This is a genomic window from Maribacter spongiicola (genome assembly GCF_052119685.1).
Taxonomy (GTDB): domain Bacteria; phylum Bacteroidota; class Bacteroidia; order Flavobacteriales; family Flavobacteriaceae; genus Maribacter; species Maribacter spongiicola_A.
Genome location: NZ_JBGQOO010000002.1, coordinates 395954 through 412918, shown reverse-complemented (window position 1 = coordinate 412918; position 16965 = coordinate 395954). Strand labels below are relative to the sequence as shown.

General features: G+C 37.5%; 13 protein-coding genes. 3 read left to right on the top strand and 10 right to left on the bottom strand.

Going from position 1 to position 16965, the window contains the following annotated elements:
- Positions 1–51: 51 nt before the first annotated feature.
- The gene (locus ACEN2N_RS06040) at positions 52–840 is read right to left on the bottom strand and encodes a DUF547 domain-containing protein (protein WP_441823474.1); all 789 of its coding nucleotides are present in this window, start codon (positions 838–840) and stop codon (positions 52–54) included.
- A gap of 209 nt (positions 841–1049) precedes the next feature.
- On the opposite strand from ACEN2N_RS06040, the gene ACEN2N_RS06035 reads away from it, so the two are divergent.
- Both ACEN2N_RS06035 and ACEN2N_RS06030 read left to right on the top strand, forming a co-directional pair.
- Positions 1050–1754, top strand: coding sequence for a glycosyltransferase (locus ACEN2N_RS06035; RefSeq protein WP_441823473.1), 705 nt, complete (start codon positions 1050–1052; stop codon positions 1752–1754).
- Positions 1747–2790: a VOC family protein gene (locus ACEN2N_RS06030; RefSeq protein ID WP_441823472.1), complete on the top strand. Its 1044-nt coding sequence runs from the start codon at positions 1747–1749 to the stop codon at positions 2788–2790. The genes ACEN2N_RS06035 and ACEN2N_RS06030 overlap by 8 nt, the downstream gene beginning before the upstream one ends.
- Before the next feature lie 19 nt (positions 2791–2809).
- Here the strand turns inward: ACEN2N_RS06030 and ACEN2N_RS06025 are convergent, their stop codons facing one another.
- The 9 genes from ACEN2N_RS06025 to ACEN2N_RS05985 form a co-directional block, all read right to left on the bottom strand.
- On the bottom strand, positions 2810–2992 hold the full coding sequence (locus ACEN2N_RS06025; RefSeq protein WP_133685511.1) for a hypothetical protein: 183 nt from the start codon (positions 2990–2992) through the stop codon (positions 2810–2812).
- Positions 2993–3060: 68 nt separating this feature from the next.
- Complete coding sequence (locus ACEN2N_RS06020; RefSeq protein WP_441823471.1) at positions 3061–3855, bottom strand: anti-sigma factor; 795 nt, start codon at positions 3853–3855, stop codon at positions 3061–3063.
- A 1-nt stretch (position 3856) separates the two neighbouring features.
- A complete protein-coding gene (locus ACEN2N_RS06015) occupies positions 3857–4393 on the bottom strand; it encodes an RNA polymerase sigma factor (protein WP_441823470.1) in 537 nt (178 codons plus the stop codon).
- Positions 4394–4467: 74 nt separating this feature from the next.
- On the bottom strand, positions 4468–5061 hold the full coding sequence (locus ACEN2N_RS06010; RefSeq protein WP_441823469.1) for a superoxide dismutase family protein: 594 nt from the start codon (positions 5059–5061) through the stop codon (positions 4468–4470).
- Between the two features lie 148 nt (positions 5062–5209).
- Positions 5210–5848: a YceI family protein gene (locus ACEN2N_RS06005; RefSeq protein ID WP_441823468.1), complete on the bottom strand. Its 639-nt coding sequence runs from the start codon at positions 5846–5848 to the stop codon at positions 5210–5212.
- A 28-nt stretch (positions 5849–5876) separates the two neighbouring features.
- Positions 5877–6602 carry a DUF2490 domain-containing protein gene (locus tag ACEN2N_RS06000; RefSeq protein WP_441823467.1) on the bottom strand — a complete coding sequence of 242 codons (726 nt, stop codon included), beginning with the start codon at positions 6600–6602 and terminating at the stop codon, positions 5877–5879.
- Between the two features lie 40 nt (positions 6603–6642).
- On the bottom strand, positions 6643–8583 hold the full coding sequence (locus ACEN2N_RS05995) for a S9 family peptidase (protein WP_441823466.1): 1941 nt from the start codon (positions 8581–8583) through the stop codon (positions 6643–6645).
- A 39-nt stretch (positions 8584–8622) separates the two neighbouring features.
- A complete protein-coding gene (locus ACEN2N_RS05990) occupies positions 8623–11871 on the bottom strand; it encodes a WD40/YVTN/BNR-like repeat-containing protein (RefSeq protein WP_441823465.1) in 3249 nt (1082 codons plus the stop codon).
- A gap of 966 nt (positions 11872–12837) precedes the next feature.
- Positions 12838–13431: a methyltransferase domain-containing protein gene (locus tag ACEN2N_RS05985; protein ID WP_441823464.1), complete on the bottom strand. Its 594-nt coding sequence runs from the start codon at positions 13429–13431 to the stop codon at positions 12838–12840.
- 270 nt (positions 13432–13701) lie between these two features.
- Between ACEN2N_RS05985 and ACEN2N_RS05980 the strand changes: the two genes are divergently transcribed.
- Positions 13702–16932: a S41 family peptidase gene (locus ACEN2N_RS05980; protein ID WP_441823463.1), complete on the top strand. Its 3231-nt coding sequence runs from the start codon at positions 13702–13704 to the stop codon at positions 16930–16932.
- The last annotated feature ends 33 nt before the right edge of the window (positions 16933–16965 follow it).

Here is a 16965-nt window from a genome sequence, read left to right as displayed (position 1 = left end):
GAAGTAAATTTCATTAAAAAATAGCTTTCGCTCTTAAATGTACTATTCGAACTATAGTTCTATAAAATTATCAAGATAAAGTGTCCAGTCATAATTGGTGTATTCAATATCTACGCCTTTTGTAGCAGGTATAATTTCGTTTTCTTTTAGAATCTTTTTGATTCCGCCTTTTCCGCCAAAATCGCCTCTAAACCAACTGAAAAGCGAAGTAACTTTAACCACATTTGTTTCGCTATTGTATTCACTGGTATTCTCTAATAGTCTCTTGGTACCTTTTTGCAATTGCTCTTGTAATCGTTCCCATTCGTAAATAGCCACTGGCGGACAGTCTTTAGCGCCACAATTAAGGGCAAAATGTACATTAAAAACAGGCTTGTTTACTCTCAATTTACGTTCAATTTTACCGGGAAACCACTTGCGTATATAGCCTAAGCCATATTCCCATTGCGATTTTCTAATAATACCATGTTCTATTTTAGCAAATGAGACCATTTCACCAGCAATTTTTATCTGCTCTAACTTGAAAAAACTACCACGGTCATCATATAGTTCGGGGTTCTTTTCAAGAATTTCCTGAATATAGGCATTGTAAATATTTAGCCAAAAAGCCAATCGTTTATCATTGGTGTCCAATGCATTATCTAGTTCAGAAATCGTAGTATTCGCTAAAATATCTTGTAGATCTTGAGTGTCTTTCTTATCCATCAGGCGTTTTAAGAAAGTTTCAGATAATTCATTGAAATCTGTGTCTGACTTGGTTTCGACTTGTGCTTGCACGTCAGTTTTTGTCATAAATAGTATGGCAACAATGGTTATAAGAAAAGAGATTTTTAATTTCATAATACTGGTTTAGATTACCCTATTTACGTAAGTATAGTCAAAAGGTTCTTGAAAACTTTGTCGAAAGTTTCTTTAATTGATTACGTTAAATTTTTCTTTAATTTTATGAGAGTTATAAAACTATTTAATACAATTTGCGTAAGTAATGCGTAAACCTTAATTTTTAGGGTGCGATTTTACTTTTATGAACCTGCGCCCCGGCTATTTCTATGATCAGTATTATAATACCAGCACATAACGAATTTAATAATTTACAACGGCTATTTAAGATTGCTTGTTTTTTAGAGCATGAAGAACTTACCGAAATAATTGTAGCCGTTTCTCCGAGTAATACAGATACTATTGACAAGTTAGAATGTAGTAGTAAAGTAAAAATTGTGCGCTGTAATAATAAGGGTAGGGCGGCCCAAATGAACGAAGCTTCAGTTATTTCTCAGGGTACTGTTGTAGTATTTTTACATGCGGATGTGGTACCGCCAAAGGGATTCATAGATGATATTTTAAGCAGTTTAGCGAATGGGTATGATGCCGGATTCTTTTCATACAAATTTGATAAAGATGTCTGGTATTTACGTGTAAATGCTTCGTTTACTGCTAAAGACGGGTTGTTTACCGGTGGCGGTGATCAATGCCTATTTATTAAAAAAGATGCTTTTAATCATCTCGGAAGATTTAATGAGAAGCAAGTATTGATGGAAGATTTTGAGTTTTTCCGTCGGATGAAAAAAGAAAATGTACCCTATACCATCGTTAAAAATGATTTGGTAGTATCTGCACGTAAGTATGAATCAAATTCTTATCTACGCGTAAACCTTTCGAATTTTCTTTTAGTAGTACTTTTTAAATTCGGATACCCAGGTAACAAACTAAAATCACTTCATAATAAGCTGATACGCACTCCATATAATGGTTGAAACAATAAACGGAATTCAGCAAATCGGCATAGGCGTTCTCGATGTTAAAAAAGTATTTAATTGGTATAGAATACATTTAGGCTTCGATATACTGTTATTCGAAGATGAGGCGGTAGCAGCCTTAATGACCAGATATACCAATGGCAAAGCAGAAAGAAGAGAAGCCTACTTATCATTAAATATGACAGGTGGCGGCGGATTGGAAATTTGGCAGTTCAAAGACCGAAGGCCCATTGCAGCTGTAAATAAAATTCAATTCGGAGATTTAGGTATTTATGCCATGAAGATTAGATGTAAAAATCTGATCGAAATGCATTCGTATTTGAAAGATTTAAATGTGTCTCATCTTTCAGGAATCAATCATTCTTATAGCTCTAATTTTTACTTTACTGATCCTTTTGGTAACAGGGTGCAAATGGTTGCAGATCATTATGTTTTTTGTAAACAAACTACTAAAAATGGCGGAGTTTTAGGTGCTGTAATTGGCGTAAGTGATATGGAGACCTCAATGCAATTTTATAGTACCATGTTAGGGTATTCTGTAGTAGAATATGATACCCTTGAAACTTTACAAGAAAACTCAAAAGGTACATTTCGTAGGGTAGTAATTTCGCAAGAACGAAAGTCTGTTGGCGGCTTCGGAGATCTTCTCGGTGCTACACATCTAGAGCTCATTCAGGTTTTAGATAGAACACCCGTTAAAATATTTGAAAATCGATTGTGGGGCGACTTGGGTTATATACACCTGTGTTTTGATGTTTCGGGAATGAGCTCTATTAGAGAAAAAGCAAAACTAAATGGTCATGCTTTTACCGTAGATAGCGGCAATAGTTTTGATATGGGCGATGCCGCGGGTCATTTTAGTTATATAGAAGATCCCGATGGTACATTGATTGAATTGGTAGAAACACATAAAGTTCCCATTCTTAAATCATTAGGATTGTTCCTAAATCTTAAAAAGAGGAATCCGCATAAAACCTTACCAAAATGGTTGGTAAAAAGTCTAAGCTTTCAACGCGTAAAAAAAGACAGGTAAATTAAACCAGTTGTAGTTTTTAGCTTTTACTGGTATTTCTAATCAACCCAATTCCTGAGAAGAAAAATATAGCACCTAATACACCGAATACAATAAGTTGTTTGGTAGTTCCTGTACTATTTCCAAATAAAATTGCAGTGTAAACAAGTCCGCCAATACCCAACAAGGTTAAAACGGTTCCGAAAATTTTCTTTAAATCCATAGTGGCAAAATAATAAAAAAAATGGGCAGTTAACAAAAACTGCCCATGATACTTTAAATTTTAATTTGTTATGAAGTCGCTACTACACCAAGCGTGTATAATTGCTCTAGGTTTGGTGATTCACTACCACCTGCAGGTTCTAATGTAATACCAAAGGCTTCAGATTCGTTAGGGTTGTTCAGCGCGAATACTTTATTCTCATCTGAAGCGAAATCTTCAAGCAAACCCATACTGGTAGGGGTAAGCGGCGAAAGTTTTAAAGACCATACTTGGTACACAAAACCATCTGGTGGTTCAGGTAATCCTTTAGCATCTATAAAAACTTTCTGATTTTCTTTATTCCAATACGCTTTAGCATAAGATGTAGGCGATACTGTTTGCCCACCTAAAGAAGTTACACTAATATTCTTATCACGTAATGTATTCAATAAATCTTGTGTCTGTTCTAAAGAAGAGTCGGTATCAGCAATTTGCTGCTCCAAATCAACATTTTGTTTTTCAACGACCTGAATATTAGATTTTAAATCTTCATTCTGTTGATACATCCAAAATAGACCAACAGCCAATAAAAGTGATGCGGCCCATCCAACGTAAGATAATAGTGGCGTGCTACGTTTTTCGTTAATTGATACCACTTTAACCTCACCGTTTATTTTATCCATTAATGATTTAAATGAATAGTTGTAACCTGGTGATGCTTTTTTAGATAACGCTAATATTGAAGCCTCAATGGCTACTATTTCTTTCTGTATTTCTGGGTACTCTTTAGCATAGTTGGCAATTTCCAGATTTTCTTTATCTGAAAGTATACCAGCTATATAAAGCTCCAAAATGCCTGATGCTATGTACTTTTCTACATCCATACTACTTACCCTCCATATTCTCCCTTAATTGGGAAATGCAACTTCTATTTCTTGTCTTTACAGTACCTATCGGAATATCCAATTCTTCGGCAGCGTCTTTTTGAGTATACCCTCTAAAGTATAACAGTTCAATGATCTGAACACATTTTTCCTTTAAATTATCGACAAGTTTTCTCAAACCCTGCGTATCAACTGTAGAACCTTGTTCATCTTCCTTGTTCTGCAAAATACCTACGAAGTAATCTGCCGAAAGGTTCTTTTTATCATTTTTATACGACCTACTGCGTATTTCGTCGATAGCCGCATTTCTGGCAATATTCAATATCCAAGTAAAAAATCTTCCTTTTGAAGAATTATAACTCTCGCAGTTGTTCCATATTTTAATGAAAACATCTTGACAGATTTCTTGCGATAGTGCGTCGTTTTTAACGATAGTGTTTATAACACCACAAATGTTTTCGCTATACATGCCATATAGCTTCTCGAAAGCAGAAGGGTCTTTCTTTCTAAATTGATCAACCAACAGGTCTAATTGCATATGAAATTTTTTAAATCGGATAAAAATAAAAAAAGCTGTTCCAAGAACAGCTTTTATCCAAATTATAATTAACTCTATTCAATAATACCAGCACAACTTACACGTGCACCAGCAGCACCACTTGGTTGAGAAGTATAGTCGTCAACACCTTGGTGTACGATAACCCCTTTACCTAAAATGTTTTTGTTTTCATCATCACATCCAATACACCACTCTTCTGTAGAGAATTCAACCTTTGCATTACCATCGGCATCTGCGGTAAAGTTTCCAATATCTCCTTTATGATACCCCTCAGATGCACCCCATTTACCATGTGGCTCGTTTGTCGGGTTCCAGTGACCTCCTGCAGAAGAACCATCAGCTGCAGTACAATCTGCAGTTTGGTGAATGTGAATCGCATGCTCACCTTCTGTAAGTCCAGATAATACCGCTATCATACTAACTTCACCGTCATCTTCAGTAAAGGTTACTTCACCTTTAACATTGCTGTCGCTTTTGGGCTCTAACATAAATTTCACGACAGTTTCCTCTTCGTTCATTTCAGTTTTAGCCTCATCCATAAGTTCTTCAACTTCTTCCTTTGCGTCAGAAGCTTCTTTTTTTACTTCTTTGCAACTAAAAGCAACAAGTAGTGCTAATAGTGCTAATTCCATTTTAAATATTTTCATTTTGATCTTTTTAGGTTATGAGTGTTAAGTTAGAATTAAAATTACTCACTTTCAAATATTGACTTGAAATGAGCAATATTTATAATGTTTAGGGATAAAAAAATGAGGAACTTAAGAGTTCCTCATTTAAAATTACAATGAATTTTTTTTATTTTTTAGCCAATAGCACTTCTGCCTTAACGGCTACTTCGCTCCAAGTTTTGCTAACACCATCTTTACCGGTATGTAAAACCTCACAAGCTTTGTTTATAGAAGCAACGGCATCCATAGCATTCCAGTTTTCTAAATCCATTACACCATTGAAAGTAATTTTGTTGTTACCATTCATTTCATATGATAGTGGAATATTCTGTGTCTCTCCATTTAAAGTGATATCAATTGAACTTTTTTCATTTTCAACCTTAAAAACACCAGAGATTAATTCTGTATCCTTCAAAACCCCAAAGAAAAATTCTAAAAGTTTTGGATCTCTAGTTCCAGTAGGGTCATTAGTAAATAAGCTACTTACAGGAATACTAAACTGAGTATCGTTCAAAGCTTCCATTGAAGTTGTGCCACTATTAGTTTTGGTAAAGTTTATTTTCTGGAATTTTCCACCAACAGGAACTTTGTCTGTTGTCTTGTAGGCAGTAAAACTCACTTTCGTTGAATCTTGAACTAAGCTGAACATTTCAGTTATTTCACTTGTAGTGTCAACGTTTTTAGATTCCTCACCTTTTTTGGCGTCTTTACAACTTGCAAAAACGATGAACAGTGAACTGACGAATGTAATTGCTAATTTTTTCATGATAATGAAATTTATTTATATAATAAATTTACTCCTTCTTTTTAAAAAGGCCTCTTAAATCGGTGTTATAAAATACCCCAACTTGAAAGCGATCATAATTAGTCTCGCTAAAATGATTTTTTAGATACCCAACTTGCATGCTCAAACTTTCGGTGACATTAACGCCAAGTGCTGCATACGCTCGGTTTTGACCAAAGGCATTATTCTGTAAGTTGATAAAAATTTCATCATAGAAATTCAAGAAAAAGATATCGGTTAGGGGCAGGGTCATTTGAATTCTATATCTCGCTCTATGTAATGTATTACTGATACCGGTAGCATTATTCTGAACAAAGCGTTGCTCTAAACGATAACGATGCTCAAAATTAAACTCCCACACTTTATTTTTAAGAATAAATTGCTCAAATATGCGATGTTCAGAAATGGAGTTATTGTCAAAAAGAACATCGCCGCCAAGAATATCAAATTCTCTAAAAGTAGGATCTGTATCTATAAAGCCGTAGCCTAACGTTGCAATCGCATCAGGGTTTATGTGATAGTTGACACCTGTACGCAGCAACAACTGGTTAAAGTTAGAAGCCATTTCATAATATCTAAATTGTGCTTCGGTATGTATACTCCATTTGTCGGAAATTTTATTGGTACCAAAATACATGAACCAACTACCAAAGTCGTCTTCGCCTGTTATTTCAGTTTGGGCATTGGTATGTGTAATAGTTGCTATAAAAACTAGTAACGTAATAACTTTCTTCATTCTTTATTTTAATGTGAAACTAAAATTTATAATCGCGGTTTTATTTGTGACCATCTTCAATTGGGGTTCCTGTATCCTTCTTTAAGTACAAATCCAAAAAATCTAAAACCCTACTATAGGCTTCGATCTGATTTTCCTTTTTAACAAATCCGTGACCTTCATCTTCAAAGAGTACATATTCTACTGGTACTCCGTTCTTTTTTACACCCGCTACAATCTCATCAGACTCGACTTGAAGTACACGTGGATCTTGAGAACCCTGTAAAACAATTAAAGGCTTGGTCACCTTATCGGTATGAAATAATGGGGAAATCTCTTTTAGACGTACCGAATCTGCACTATAGGGATCACCTAACTCTAAGTAAAGAGCATCTTTAAAAGACTCCCACCATGGCGGTATACTTTTTAGAGTTCGCAACCAATTGGTAACACCAAATAGATTCACCCCAACGGCAAACTCTTCGGGGGTGTAGGTCAATGCCGCCATGGTCATATAACCACCATAAGAGCCTCCCATAATTCCGATTTTATCGGGATCGATTTCCGGTTGAGCCGCAAGCCAGTTTTTACCTTCTACACAATCTTTCAAATCTTTATCGCCATGGTTTAAGTCATCCATTTGATAAAACGTTTTTCCGTAACCACTACTACCACGGTTATTTACCGCTAATACCGCATACCCGTGATTTGTAAGGTATTGCGTAAGCGAGCTAAAATTTTGACGACTTTGCCCACCTGGTCCGCCATGAACCAATACCAAAGCAGGTACTTTTGCATCGGCACTTGCTTGATGGGGCTTGTAATAAATAGCAGGAATTTCTACTCCGTCAAAAGATTTGTAACGAACTACTTCAGCAGCAACAAGATCTTCTGCTTTAATTTCAGGATTCAAAACATCTGTTAATTGCAGCTGTTCTTTTGTTTCTAAGTTATAGACATATAAATTACTCGGAGTATGTGAACCACCTGCGTAAAAACGCATCCATTTTTCATCTTTTGAGAAGTCTACATTAGTGATTTCCATAGCATCGAATGCCGGTAAATCAATATTTGTCATAGTAGCGACATTCATCACTTCAATCGTGTTTTTTGCATCTTCATTGATATAGGTAACTAAATAAGTGCCTTTATCTGTAAAGTAGCTGCCCAAAATATCCCAATCGCGTGAAATCACTTTTTCGCTGTTTCCCGTAGCGATGTTATATTTCATGAGGTATGAAAACTCGTTGCCTTCATCGGTAGTATAATAGAGTTCATCACCTGTAGGAGAAAAATCTTGACTGCTATTCGCACTTTGCGTTTTATTAATCTTGATTTTCTTCTTTGTGGATATGTCATAAAGGTATAAGTCTGAATCGTTGGTATTTAAAGATTTGCCCAACGTCAAATATTTTTGATCTTTGCTAAGGTTTCCGATATCGTACCCTTCCTCATTCTTATAAACTAGTTTTGGCGAATAATTCAGGAAATCCATTTGATAAAGATCCATGTATTTTGCATCTCGCTTGTTCGATGTAAAAAAGAAACTTTGGTCATCTTCTGCCCAACTGTGAAAACTAGCCCTAGCACCTTTGGCAGGCGTAAGGTCTGTATGACTGCCATTTAAATTACGAATGTAGATATGGTAGATTTCATCCCCATTACCATCCATACTAAAAAGCATTCGCTCATCTCTCGGAAAATAAGAAATTGCAAAAATAGAAGCGCTATCAGATTCTGTTATTGGGGTCAAATCACCGCCCTTGGCAGGCACCGTATACATATTGTATATACCGGATCTATTGCTTGAAACCAATAATTTAGAATTATCACGATAAAAACTACCTCCAGAAATGGCTTCATTATCCATCATTTGTTTAATGGTATATTGATCAGGTATTTTGGTAATTTCTACTTCCTTTGGATCCTCTTTAGGGTCTTCTTTTTTTTCAGTACAACTCCAAATAAGAGCTATGGCAAAACAAGCGAATAGTTTTTTCATAATTAGTGTTTTAAGTGAGTAAGCCTAATATCATGAGAATTATTTCAAACTAAAGGTGTCTACTTCTTTAAAAGGAGAAAGTGTTAAACTTTCCATAGTCGCTTTATATGATTTCCAATCGGTAGAAAAGAACGTATTGGTTTTCTCTAAAGCAGCTTCTAAATCCTCTTTAGCAAATTGCATCAATTGAGTTTCTGTAACGGTCATGCCGGCTTTACGTGATCCCACATAGCCACGCGCAAGTTGTAAACGTTGCATTACCGTCATCTCTTTGCTACGGGTAATACCTTGACGTTTGTCGACCTTACCTAAATATATAGCAGTTACAGAATCTATTTGTTTAATGATATCTTTCGAAGCATCAATTTGCTCTTTGTACTTTTTATCATCTTCCTTTTTTAAATCTTTTTGAAACTGTTCGGCAGTCGCTTTACTTTGCGCCAATTGCTGAACGGCATCTGCAGCTTTTTGCATGTACGATTCTAAAACTTTTCCGTTTGTATATGCCTCATTTATACCTGCTGTAGAAACCTCTAAACGAGGATCAGATTTTACGGTAATTTTAGTTTCTTCCTCTAAATCACCAAACAACATTTTAATAGTATAGGTGCCAGGTTTTACATCTAATCCGCCAGATTCTTTCTTTTTGGTAACTACTTTTCTAGAGGGTCTATCAGCACCTTTTTCATCCATTCCCCAGTAAATTCTATGGAATCCTGGTTTTTCTGGAGTCTTATATTTTAAGGTACGAATTAAACGGTCTCCATCATAAAAATCGAACTGAACAGAATCTTTCTTTTGCACGCCCGTAAGCTCAACTACGTCTGTTTTTTCTTCAGATGTCTCTTCGGATTTCTCATCAGTATCATCCTCTTTACTATCGGCTGAAGTTTCTGGTTTTTTAGCATTTTTCTTACCCTCTTTTAAATAATAGGTAATCATAGCGCCAGACTTTTTATTCTCACCTTGGTAAAGTCCGTCACCACCAAATCTGCTACCTGTAGGTTGTTGATAAGCAGCTTGATATGCCGTTGGAGGCGTAAATAATTCGATGTCTTTATTTAGGATGGATGCATCTGCTGCCAATGCACGTAGCGGACGAATATCATCTAATACCCATGCAGCTCTACCAAATGTACCGATTACCAAATCGTGCTCTCTTGGGTGAATCGCTAAATCTTTCGTAGAAACAGTCGGGAAACCTTCTGTCCATTTTTGCCATTTGTCACCGGCATTGAAAGAAACATATAATCCGTCATCGGTACCTAAAAATACCAGATTAGGGTTCTCAGGATCTTCGATAATCGATAGTGCATAACTTTCTACATCAGTGGCATCAACAATTCTCGTCCATGTTTTACCATAATCTTTTGTGCGATATGCATAGGGAGTATAATTGAATCTTCTATAATCATTCGCAATTAACAAAGCTTCTCCTTTATTTCGGGTAGAAGCCTTTATTTGCGGAATCCAGCTTCCTTTGGGTAAACCTTTAATATTGGCTGTTACTTCCGTCCACGTACCACCGCCATTTTGGGTGTAATGCACGCGCCCATCATCAGAACCTGACCAAAGCATATCTTTCTCTACTGTAGAAGGTTCTATTACCAATATGGTAGTATGATTTTCAGCACCTGTAGCATCCATAGACAATCCGCCACTTTCGCTTTGCTTTTGTTTTTCAGGATCATTAGTGGTTAAATCCGGAGAAATAATTTTCCAAGTCAATCCCTTATCGGTGCTTTTATGTACAAACTGACTACCGAAATAAATAGTACTGTTATCAAAAGGATCTTGGCTAATTGCCGAGTTCCAGTTAAAACGTAATTCTGTAGTTGCATCTGGCGGAGTAGGGCGAACGATATAGTTATCGCCAGTCTCATGGTCAAAACGTTGCACGTAACCTTGCTGACTCATAGTATACCCATAACGAGAATCTACAGGATCAGGTACCACATCGAAGCCATCACCAAAACTAATCTCTTGCCAGTAGCTATTACGAATTCCCTGAGCTTTCCAAACATACGCGGGACCTCTCCAGCTACCATTATCTTGCATACCTCCGTATACATTATAAGGATAGTCGTTATCCGTTGCAATGTGATAAAATTGTGCAACAGGCAGATTACCTACAAAACGCCAAGTTTTACCGCCATCTTTGGAAATATTTAATCCACCATCATTACCGTCCATCATAAACTGTCCGTTATCTGGGTGAATCCAAAATGCATGGTGATCAGGGTGTACGCCGTTATCTACACCATAAGCAGGCATAAGCTCAACGAAATTCTTACCGCCATCTTGCGAAACATTTACATAGGTAAATACAGAGAATACTCTATTTTCATTTTGTGGGTCTACGTAGATTTCAGAATAGTAAAAAGGTCTATTACCGATATCGCCCTTATCATTAATTTTTTTCCATTTGAATCCGCCATCCTCAGATTTGTACAGCGCGTTCTTTTTTGCTTCTACCAAGGCATAAATAACGTCAGGTTTGCCAGGAGCAATGGCAACACCAATTCTACCTAAATCGCCAGCAGGCAAACCATCTTCTTCACTAAGTTTTTTCCAATTCTTACCACCATCGTGGGTAATGTATAAACCACTACCAGAACCGCCAGAGTTAAAGAACCAAGGATCACGCTTGTGTTCCCACATGGCAGCAATTAATTTATTAGGGTTTGTAGGATCCATAATCAAATCAGCAACCCCTGTTTTATTATTTACAAAAAGAACTTTCTCCCAAGTTTCGCCACCATCGGTAGTTTTAAAGACTCCTCGTTCAGGGTGCTCGCCCCAAGGAGAACCGATTGCACCGACATAAACGGTATTGGGGTTCATTGGGTCAATTTTAATTCTATGAATATGTCTCGTTTTTTCAAGACCCATAGATTTCCACGTCTTACCGCCGTCCAGAGATTTGTATACTCCGTAGCCACCATTTAAACTATTTCTTGGATTACCTTCACCTGTACCTGCCCAAATAACAGACGGATTACTTTGTTGAATAGCTACGGCACCAATAGAAGCAGTAACTTCTTTATCGAAAATAGGATCCCATTTTATGCCTCCAGAAGTAGATTTCCATAATCCGCCAGAAGCGGTACCGACATACATAATATCAGGATTTTCTGTAACCACGTCAATCGCAGTTACACGCCCGCTCATACCACCAGGACCGATGTTACGGGGTTTCATGTCCTGTACGAGGTCCATTTTAAATACTTGAGCTGTAGCGAAAAAAGATGCAAAAAGCACCAACAAAGAGAGTAATCTTCTAGTCATTTGAGTGGTTTGTTAGTTATGAGCTTAAAAATAGCGGAAAAGAAAGGGAAGTATTCTTAAAAGGATGTTAACAGTTTTTTTATTTGGTTGATGGCTATTCGTTGTTGGTTGCTCGTTGTCCGTTGTCCGTTGTTCGTTGTCCGTTGTTGGATTTTATTCAGGTCACTGAGCGTAGCCGAAGTGATAATGTGGATTGTTGCGAGTGTTCAGTTTACATTAGGCAATAGCAGTTTTCAGTTGGCATTATCCGTCTTTGCGAGGAGCTTTTCACGACAAGCAATCTGTTGAACTGGAACAGCAATAGTTCTCGACTGCGCTAGAACTGACAATTAATTCTAGGTCACTGAGCGGAGCCGAAGTGATAATGTGGATTGTTGTGAGTTTTCAGTTTACAGCAGGCAATAGCAGTTTTCAGTTTTTTTATATGTCATTGCGAGGAGCTTTTCACGACGTGGCAATCTGTAGAATTAAAGTAACGAAGTTTGTTCGTTGTACCTATGTCAGTCTGAGCGCAGTAGAAGACCCGTACAAATTAACTAACCTTTTTGTACAAGTAAGGGTTCTCGATACAAATTTTTCGTTCCTCGAAATTCACTCGAACTGACAACACGTAATTAGGTCACTGAGCGAAGCCGAAGTGAACGTGTTCCAAACAAACAGATAGCCGCGCTTTGCTCGCTATGACGTCAGTAACGTCTTTGCGAGGAGCTTTTCACGACGTGGCAATCTGTTGAATTAAAGTAACGAAGTTTGTTCTTAGTACCTATGTCAGTCTGAGCGCAGTCGAAGACCCATGTGAGTTAATTAAGCTTTCCGTTTTCCAGTCCCTTCGACTGCGCTCAGGATGACAACACGTAATTAGGTCACTGAGCGAAGCCGAAGTGACCGGACAACCAACAACGGACAACCAACAACGGACAACCAACAACGGACAACCAACAACGGACAACCAACAACCAAAAACCATCAACGAACCTCAAAAATCCCAAACAATTCATTGCCTTTTCGTGGAGCAATTGAGTTGTAGCATTGATCGAAAGTGATCGTTTTAAAATAGGGTGATAAATATTTGGTATATAGTTCTTTATTGCCTCCAAAAGGACGTTTTATCATATCTCCGGTTAATGGAATATCAAACCAAAGACCTACTAATTTTCCATTTGGTTGTAATAGGCTTGCCATATGCTTGCCATATTGGTTTCTATTGGTATCTGTAGGTACAAAAGAGCAGAAAAAAGTTTGTTCTAATATGAGGTCGTACTGCCCCGTGAACTCAAAAAAATCTGCTAGATGCATATTCTCATCTGGGAAATCGGGATTTCTTTTTTTGAATGCCTTCAATGGAACTTCAGAAATATCTAAAACATGTACATTTTTAAATCCCGCTTTCCAAAGATATTCCGCTTCATAGGCATTTCCGGCTCCCGGTATTAGAATTTGAATGTTCTTGTCGGTCAATTGATCAACATACTCTTTAATGGGCGTAGAGGGGTAGCCGATATCCCAACCTGTCTGTTGTTCTTGGTAGCGCTGGGTCCAGTAATCTTGTTCTTCTTTCAATATAATTGTGTGTTGTATGCTTTATTAAATAACCTCGGGGCAGACTCGTTAGGCATTGAATTGAACATATAATTTCTGTTTCGACGCTTGCATGCCTGACCGGCAGGCAGGCTTCATTACATTTAAATCTCGATTATCGAGTAAAATTAATCAGATTTGGTGAGTATTTGCAATGTATATAGAATTCAATACCATTGATCCTAGATTGATTGTGGTAAACAAATCAAATCCCTATCTTTCTAAACGACTAATTACCAACTAAAAAAACGTATGAAATACTCATTTTTGATTGCAATAGCGGTATGCTTAACTTGTGTCTGCACGGCACAAACTAATCCGCAATGGGCTCGTTACCCTTCTATTTCTCCAGATGGTACAACAATAGCATTTACCTACAAAGGCAACCTATTTTCGGTACCTGCAGATGGTGGTGTGGCAAAACAGTTAACCTATCATTCTGCACATGATTATGCACCAATTTGGAGCAAAAACGGAAAAAAGATAGCTTTTGCATCGAACAGATTTGGCAATTTTGATGTCTATGTGATGGATGCCCAAGGTGGTGAGGCAAAGCGATTAACCTATCATAGTAATGACGAAAAACCATTTAGTTTTTCTGCCGATGATTCAGATTTACTATTTGGTGCAGATCGGTTAGATATTGCCCAGCATCGCCAATATCCAACAGATGACCAACCAGAACTATATAGTGTACCTGTAATTGGTGGGCGTGTAGGTCAAGTGCTGACAGTGCCTGCAGAAGACGTACAAGTAAATACAGACGGTACAAAAATGGTGTATCATGATAAAAAGGGATACGAAGATGAGTTTAGAAAGCATCACACATCTTCCGTAACAAGAGATATTTGGTCGTATGAGCCATCCACAGGTAAGCATACAAAATTAACTAGTTTTAAGGGAGAAGATCGCAATCCGGTAATTTCAAAAGATGGTACTGTTATTTATTATTTAAGTGAGCAAGAGGGTACTTTTAATGTCTTTTCAATGGCTGAAAAAAGTGGGGCTCAACCTAAGAAATTGACCGATTTTAAAACGCATCCGGTACGTTCATTAAGTATAGGTAATAACAAATTGGCATTTGGTTACGATGGTGAAATTTATACCCTATCAGAAGGGGAAACAGCGAAAAAAGTTGATATTATCGTTAGAACACAAGAAGATAGTAACCCTATAGAATATGTGTCCGTTAACGGTGGCGTTCAAGAAATGGATGTTGCGCCCAACGGTAAAGAAATCGCTTTCATAAGTAGGGGCGAAGTCTTTGTAACATCGGTAGATGGTTCGTTGACAAAACGTATTACCAATACTCCAGAACAAGAACGCTTTGTAAAGTTTATGCCCGATGGTAAATCGGTCGCATACTCAAGTGAACGCGATGGTAAATGGAGCATTTTTAAATCGTCTAAGGTGCGTAAAGAAGAACCTTATTTCTTTGCGGCAACAGTATTCAAAGAAGATACTTTAGTGACCTCGAAAGAAGATATTTATCTACCAGAATTCTCGCCAGATAGTACGTATGTCGCCTATGTAGAAGGTAGAAGAACTTTAAAGGTGAAGAACTTAAAAACGAAAGAGATTAACACTTTAATGACGCCCGATAACGTTATTCACATGCGAGACGGTGATCAATATTATCAGTGGAGTCCCGATAGTAAGTGGTTATTGGTAGACTGGAGTGTTTCGTTGAATAATACCGAGTTGCTTTTGGTTTCTAAAGACGGTAAGCAGCGTAAAAACTTGACCCAAAGCGGTTATTATGATTTTTCACCGAAATGGGTGAATGATGGTAGCCAGATCATCTATTTCTCGAATCGCGACGGACTAAAAAGTTACGCGACCAGTGGTTCTTTTGAAACAGATGTGTATACTATGTTTTTGAACCAAGAGTCGTGGGATAAATTCAATAATACAAAAGAGGAATACGATTTGTTGAAAATGATCGAAGAGGCAGCCAAAGAAAAAAAGGACGAAGCTAAATCTGAAGATAAAAAGAAGAAAGACGATAAAAAGGAAGAGGAAAAAGTTAAGGACTTGAAATTCGATTTAGAAGATGTAGAACGAAGAAAAGCGCGTTTAACCATACACTCTTCTAAACTGTCGGATGCCGTACTATCTAAAGACGGAGAAAAACTATATTACCTAACCAGATTTGAAAAAGGATTGAACCTTTGGGAAACCGAAATACGTACCAAGAGTACCAAAATGCTAATAGCCTTAGATGCGAAATCGGGAAGTTTACAATGGGATGCCAAGAAAGAGCATCTGTTCTTATTATCAGATGGTAGCATATCTAAAGTTGATGTAGCGACTAGTAAGACAGAGCCAGTAAAATTAAAGGCAGAAATGGTTTTAGATGCCGATGCAGAGCGCAAGTATATGTTCGACCATATTTGGTTGCGTACCAACGGTATTTTCTATACCTCTAATTTTCATGGTATCGATTGGAAAGCTATGCGTACCGAATACGAGAAGTATTTACCGCACATCGGTAATGGTTTTGAATTTTCTGAAATGGTTTCAGAAATGTTAGGAGAATTGAATGTGAGTCACGCTGGTGGGCGCTATTCAGATAATATCGAAAATGGTGACCAAACAGCTTCTCTAGGTATTTTTATAGACTACAGCCATAATGGTGACGGATTAAAAATTACGGAAGTCATTAAAGGCGGACCGTTAGACAAAGCAGGATTCGATATTCAACCAGGTACAATAATCGAGAAAATTAACGGAGAAACTATAGCCGAATCTGCCGATGCCGCTTTCTACTTAAACCGTATTGCGGGCAATTTTACTTTGCTAGATATTATCGATGAAAAAGGCAAGAGAAAACAGCTAACCGTTAAACCTATTTCTTTACGTGTAGAAGACGGATTACTATATGACCGTTGGGTAAAAAATAATGAAAAAGAAGTATTGGCAAAGAGTAACGGTACCTTGGGTTATGTGCACATACCAGGCATGAGCGACGGCCCATACCGAACCATTTACGAAGAAATGTTAGGTAAATTCAATGATAAAAAAGGAGTTATTGTAGATACCCGTTTTAATGGTGGTGGAGACCTGGTAGCCGATTTGGCAATGTTCTTTACCGGTATACCATTTTTATCGTATGAAACAGAAGCTAGGGTAGTAGGTGGCGAACCAACCTCTCGATGGACGAAGCCAACCTTGGCAATGTTCAACGAATCTATGTACAGCGATGGTTCTTGTTTTGCAAGCGGCTATGTAGATCTAAAGATTGGAAAAACCGTAGGTATGCCTGTACCAGGTACTTGTAGTTGGGCAGGTTGGGAGCGTTTGCCAAATGGTGGTGTTTGGGGTGTTGTACCTGTAAGTGCTAAAAACAAAGCAGGCGAGTGGATGGAAAACAATGAGACCAACCCAGAAATTATCATTAAAAATCAGCCGGAAGTAATTGCAAAAGGCATAGATGAGCAATTGGAGAAATCTATTGAGGTGTTGATGAAAGAGGTGGAGTAGTTCTTGAACTACTTCATTATTTTAAAGTATTTA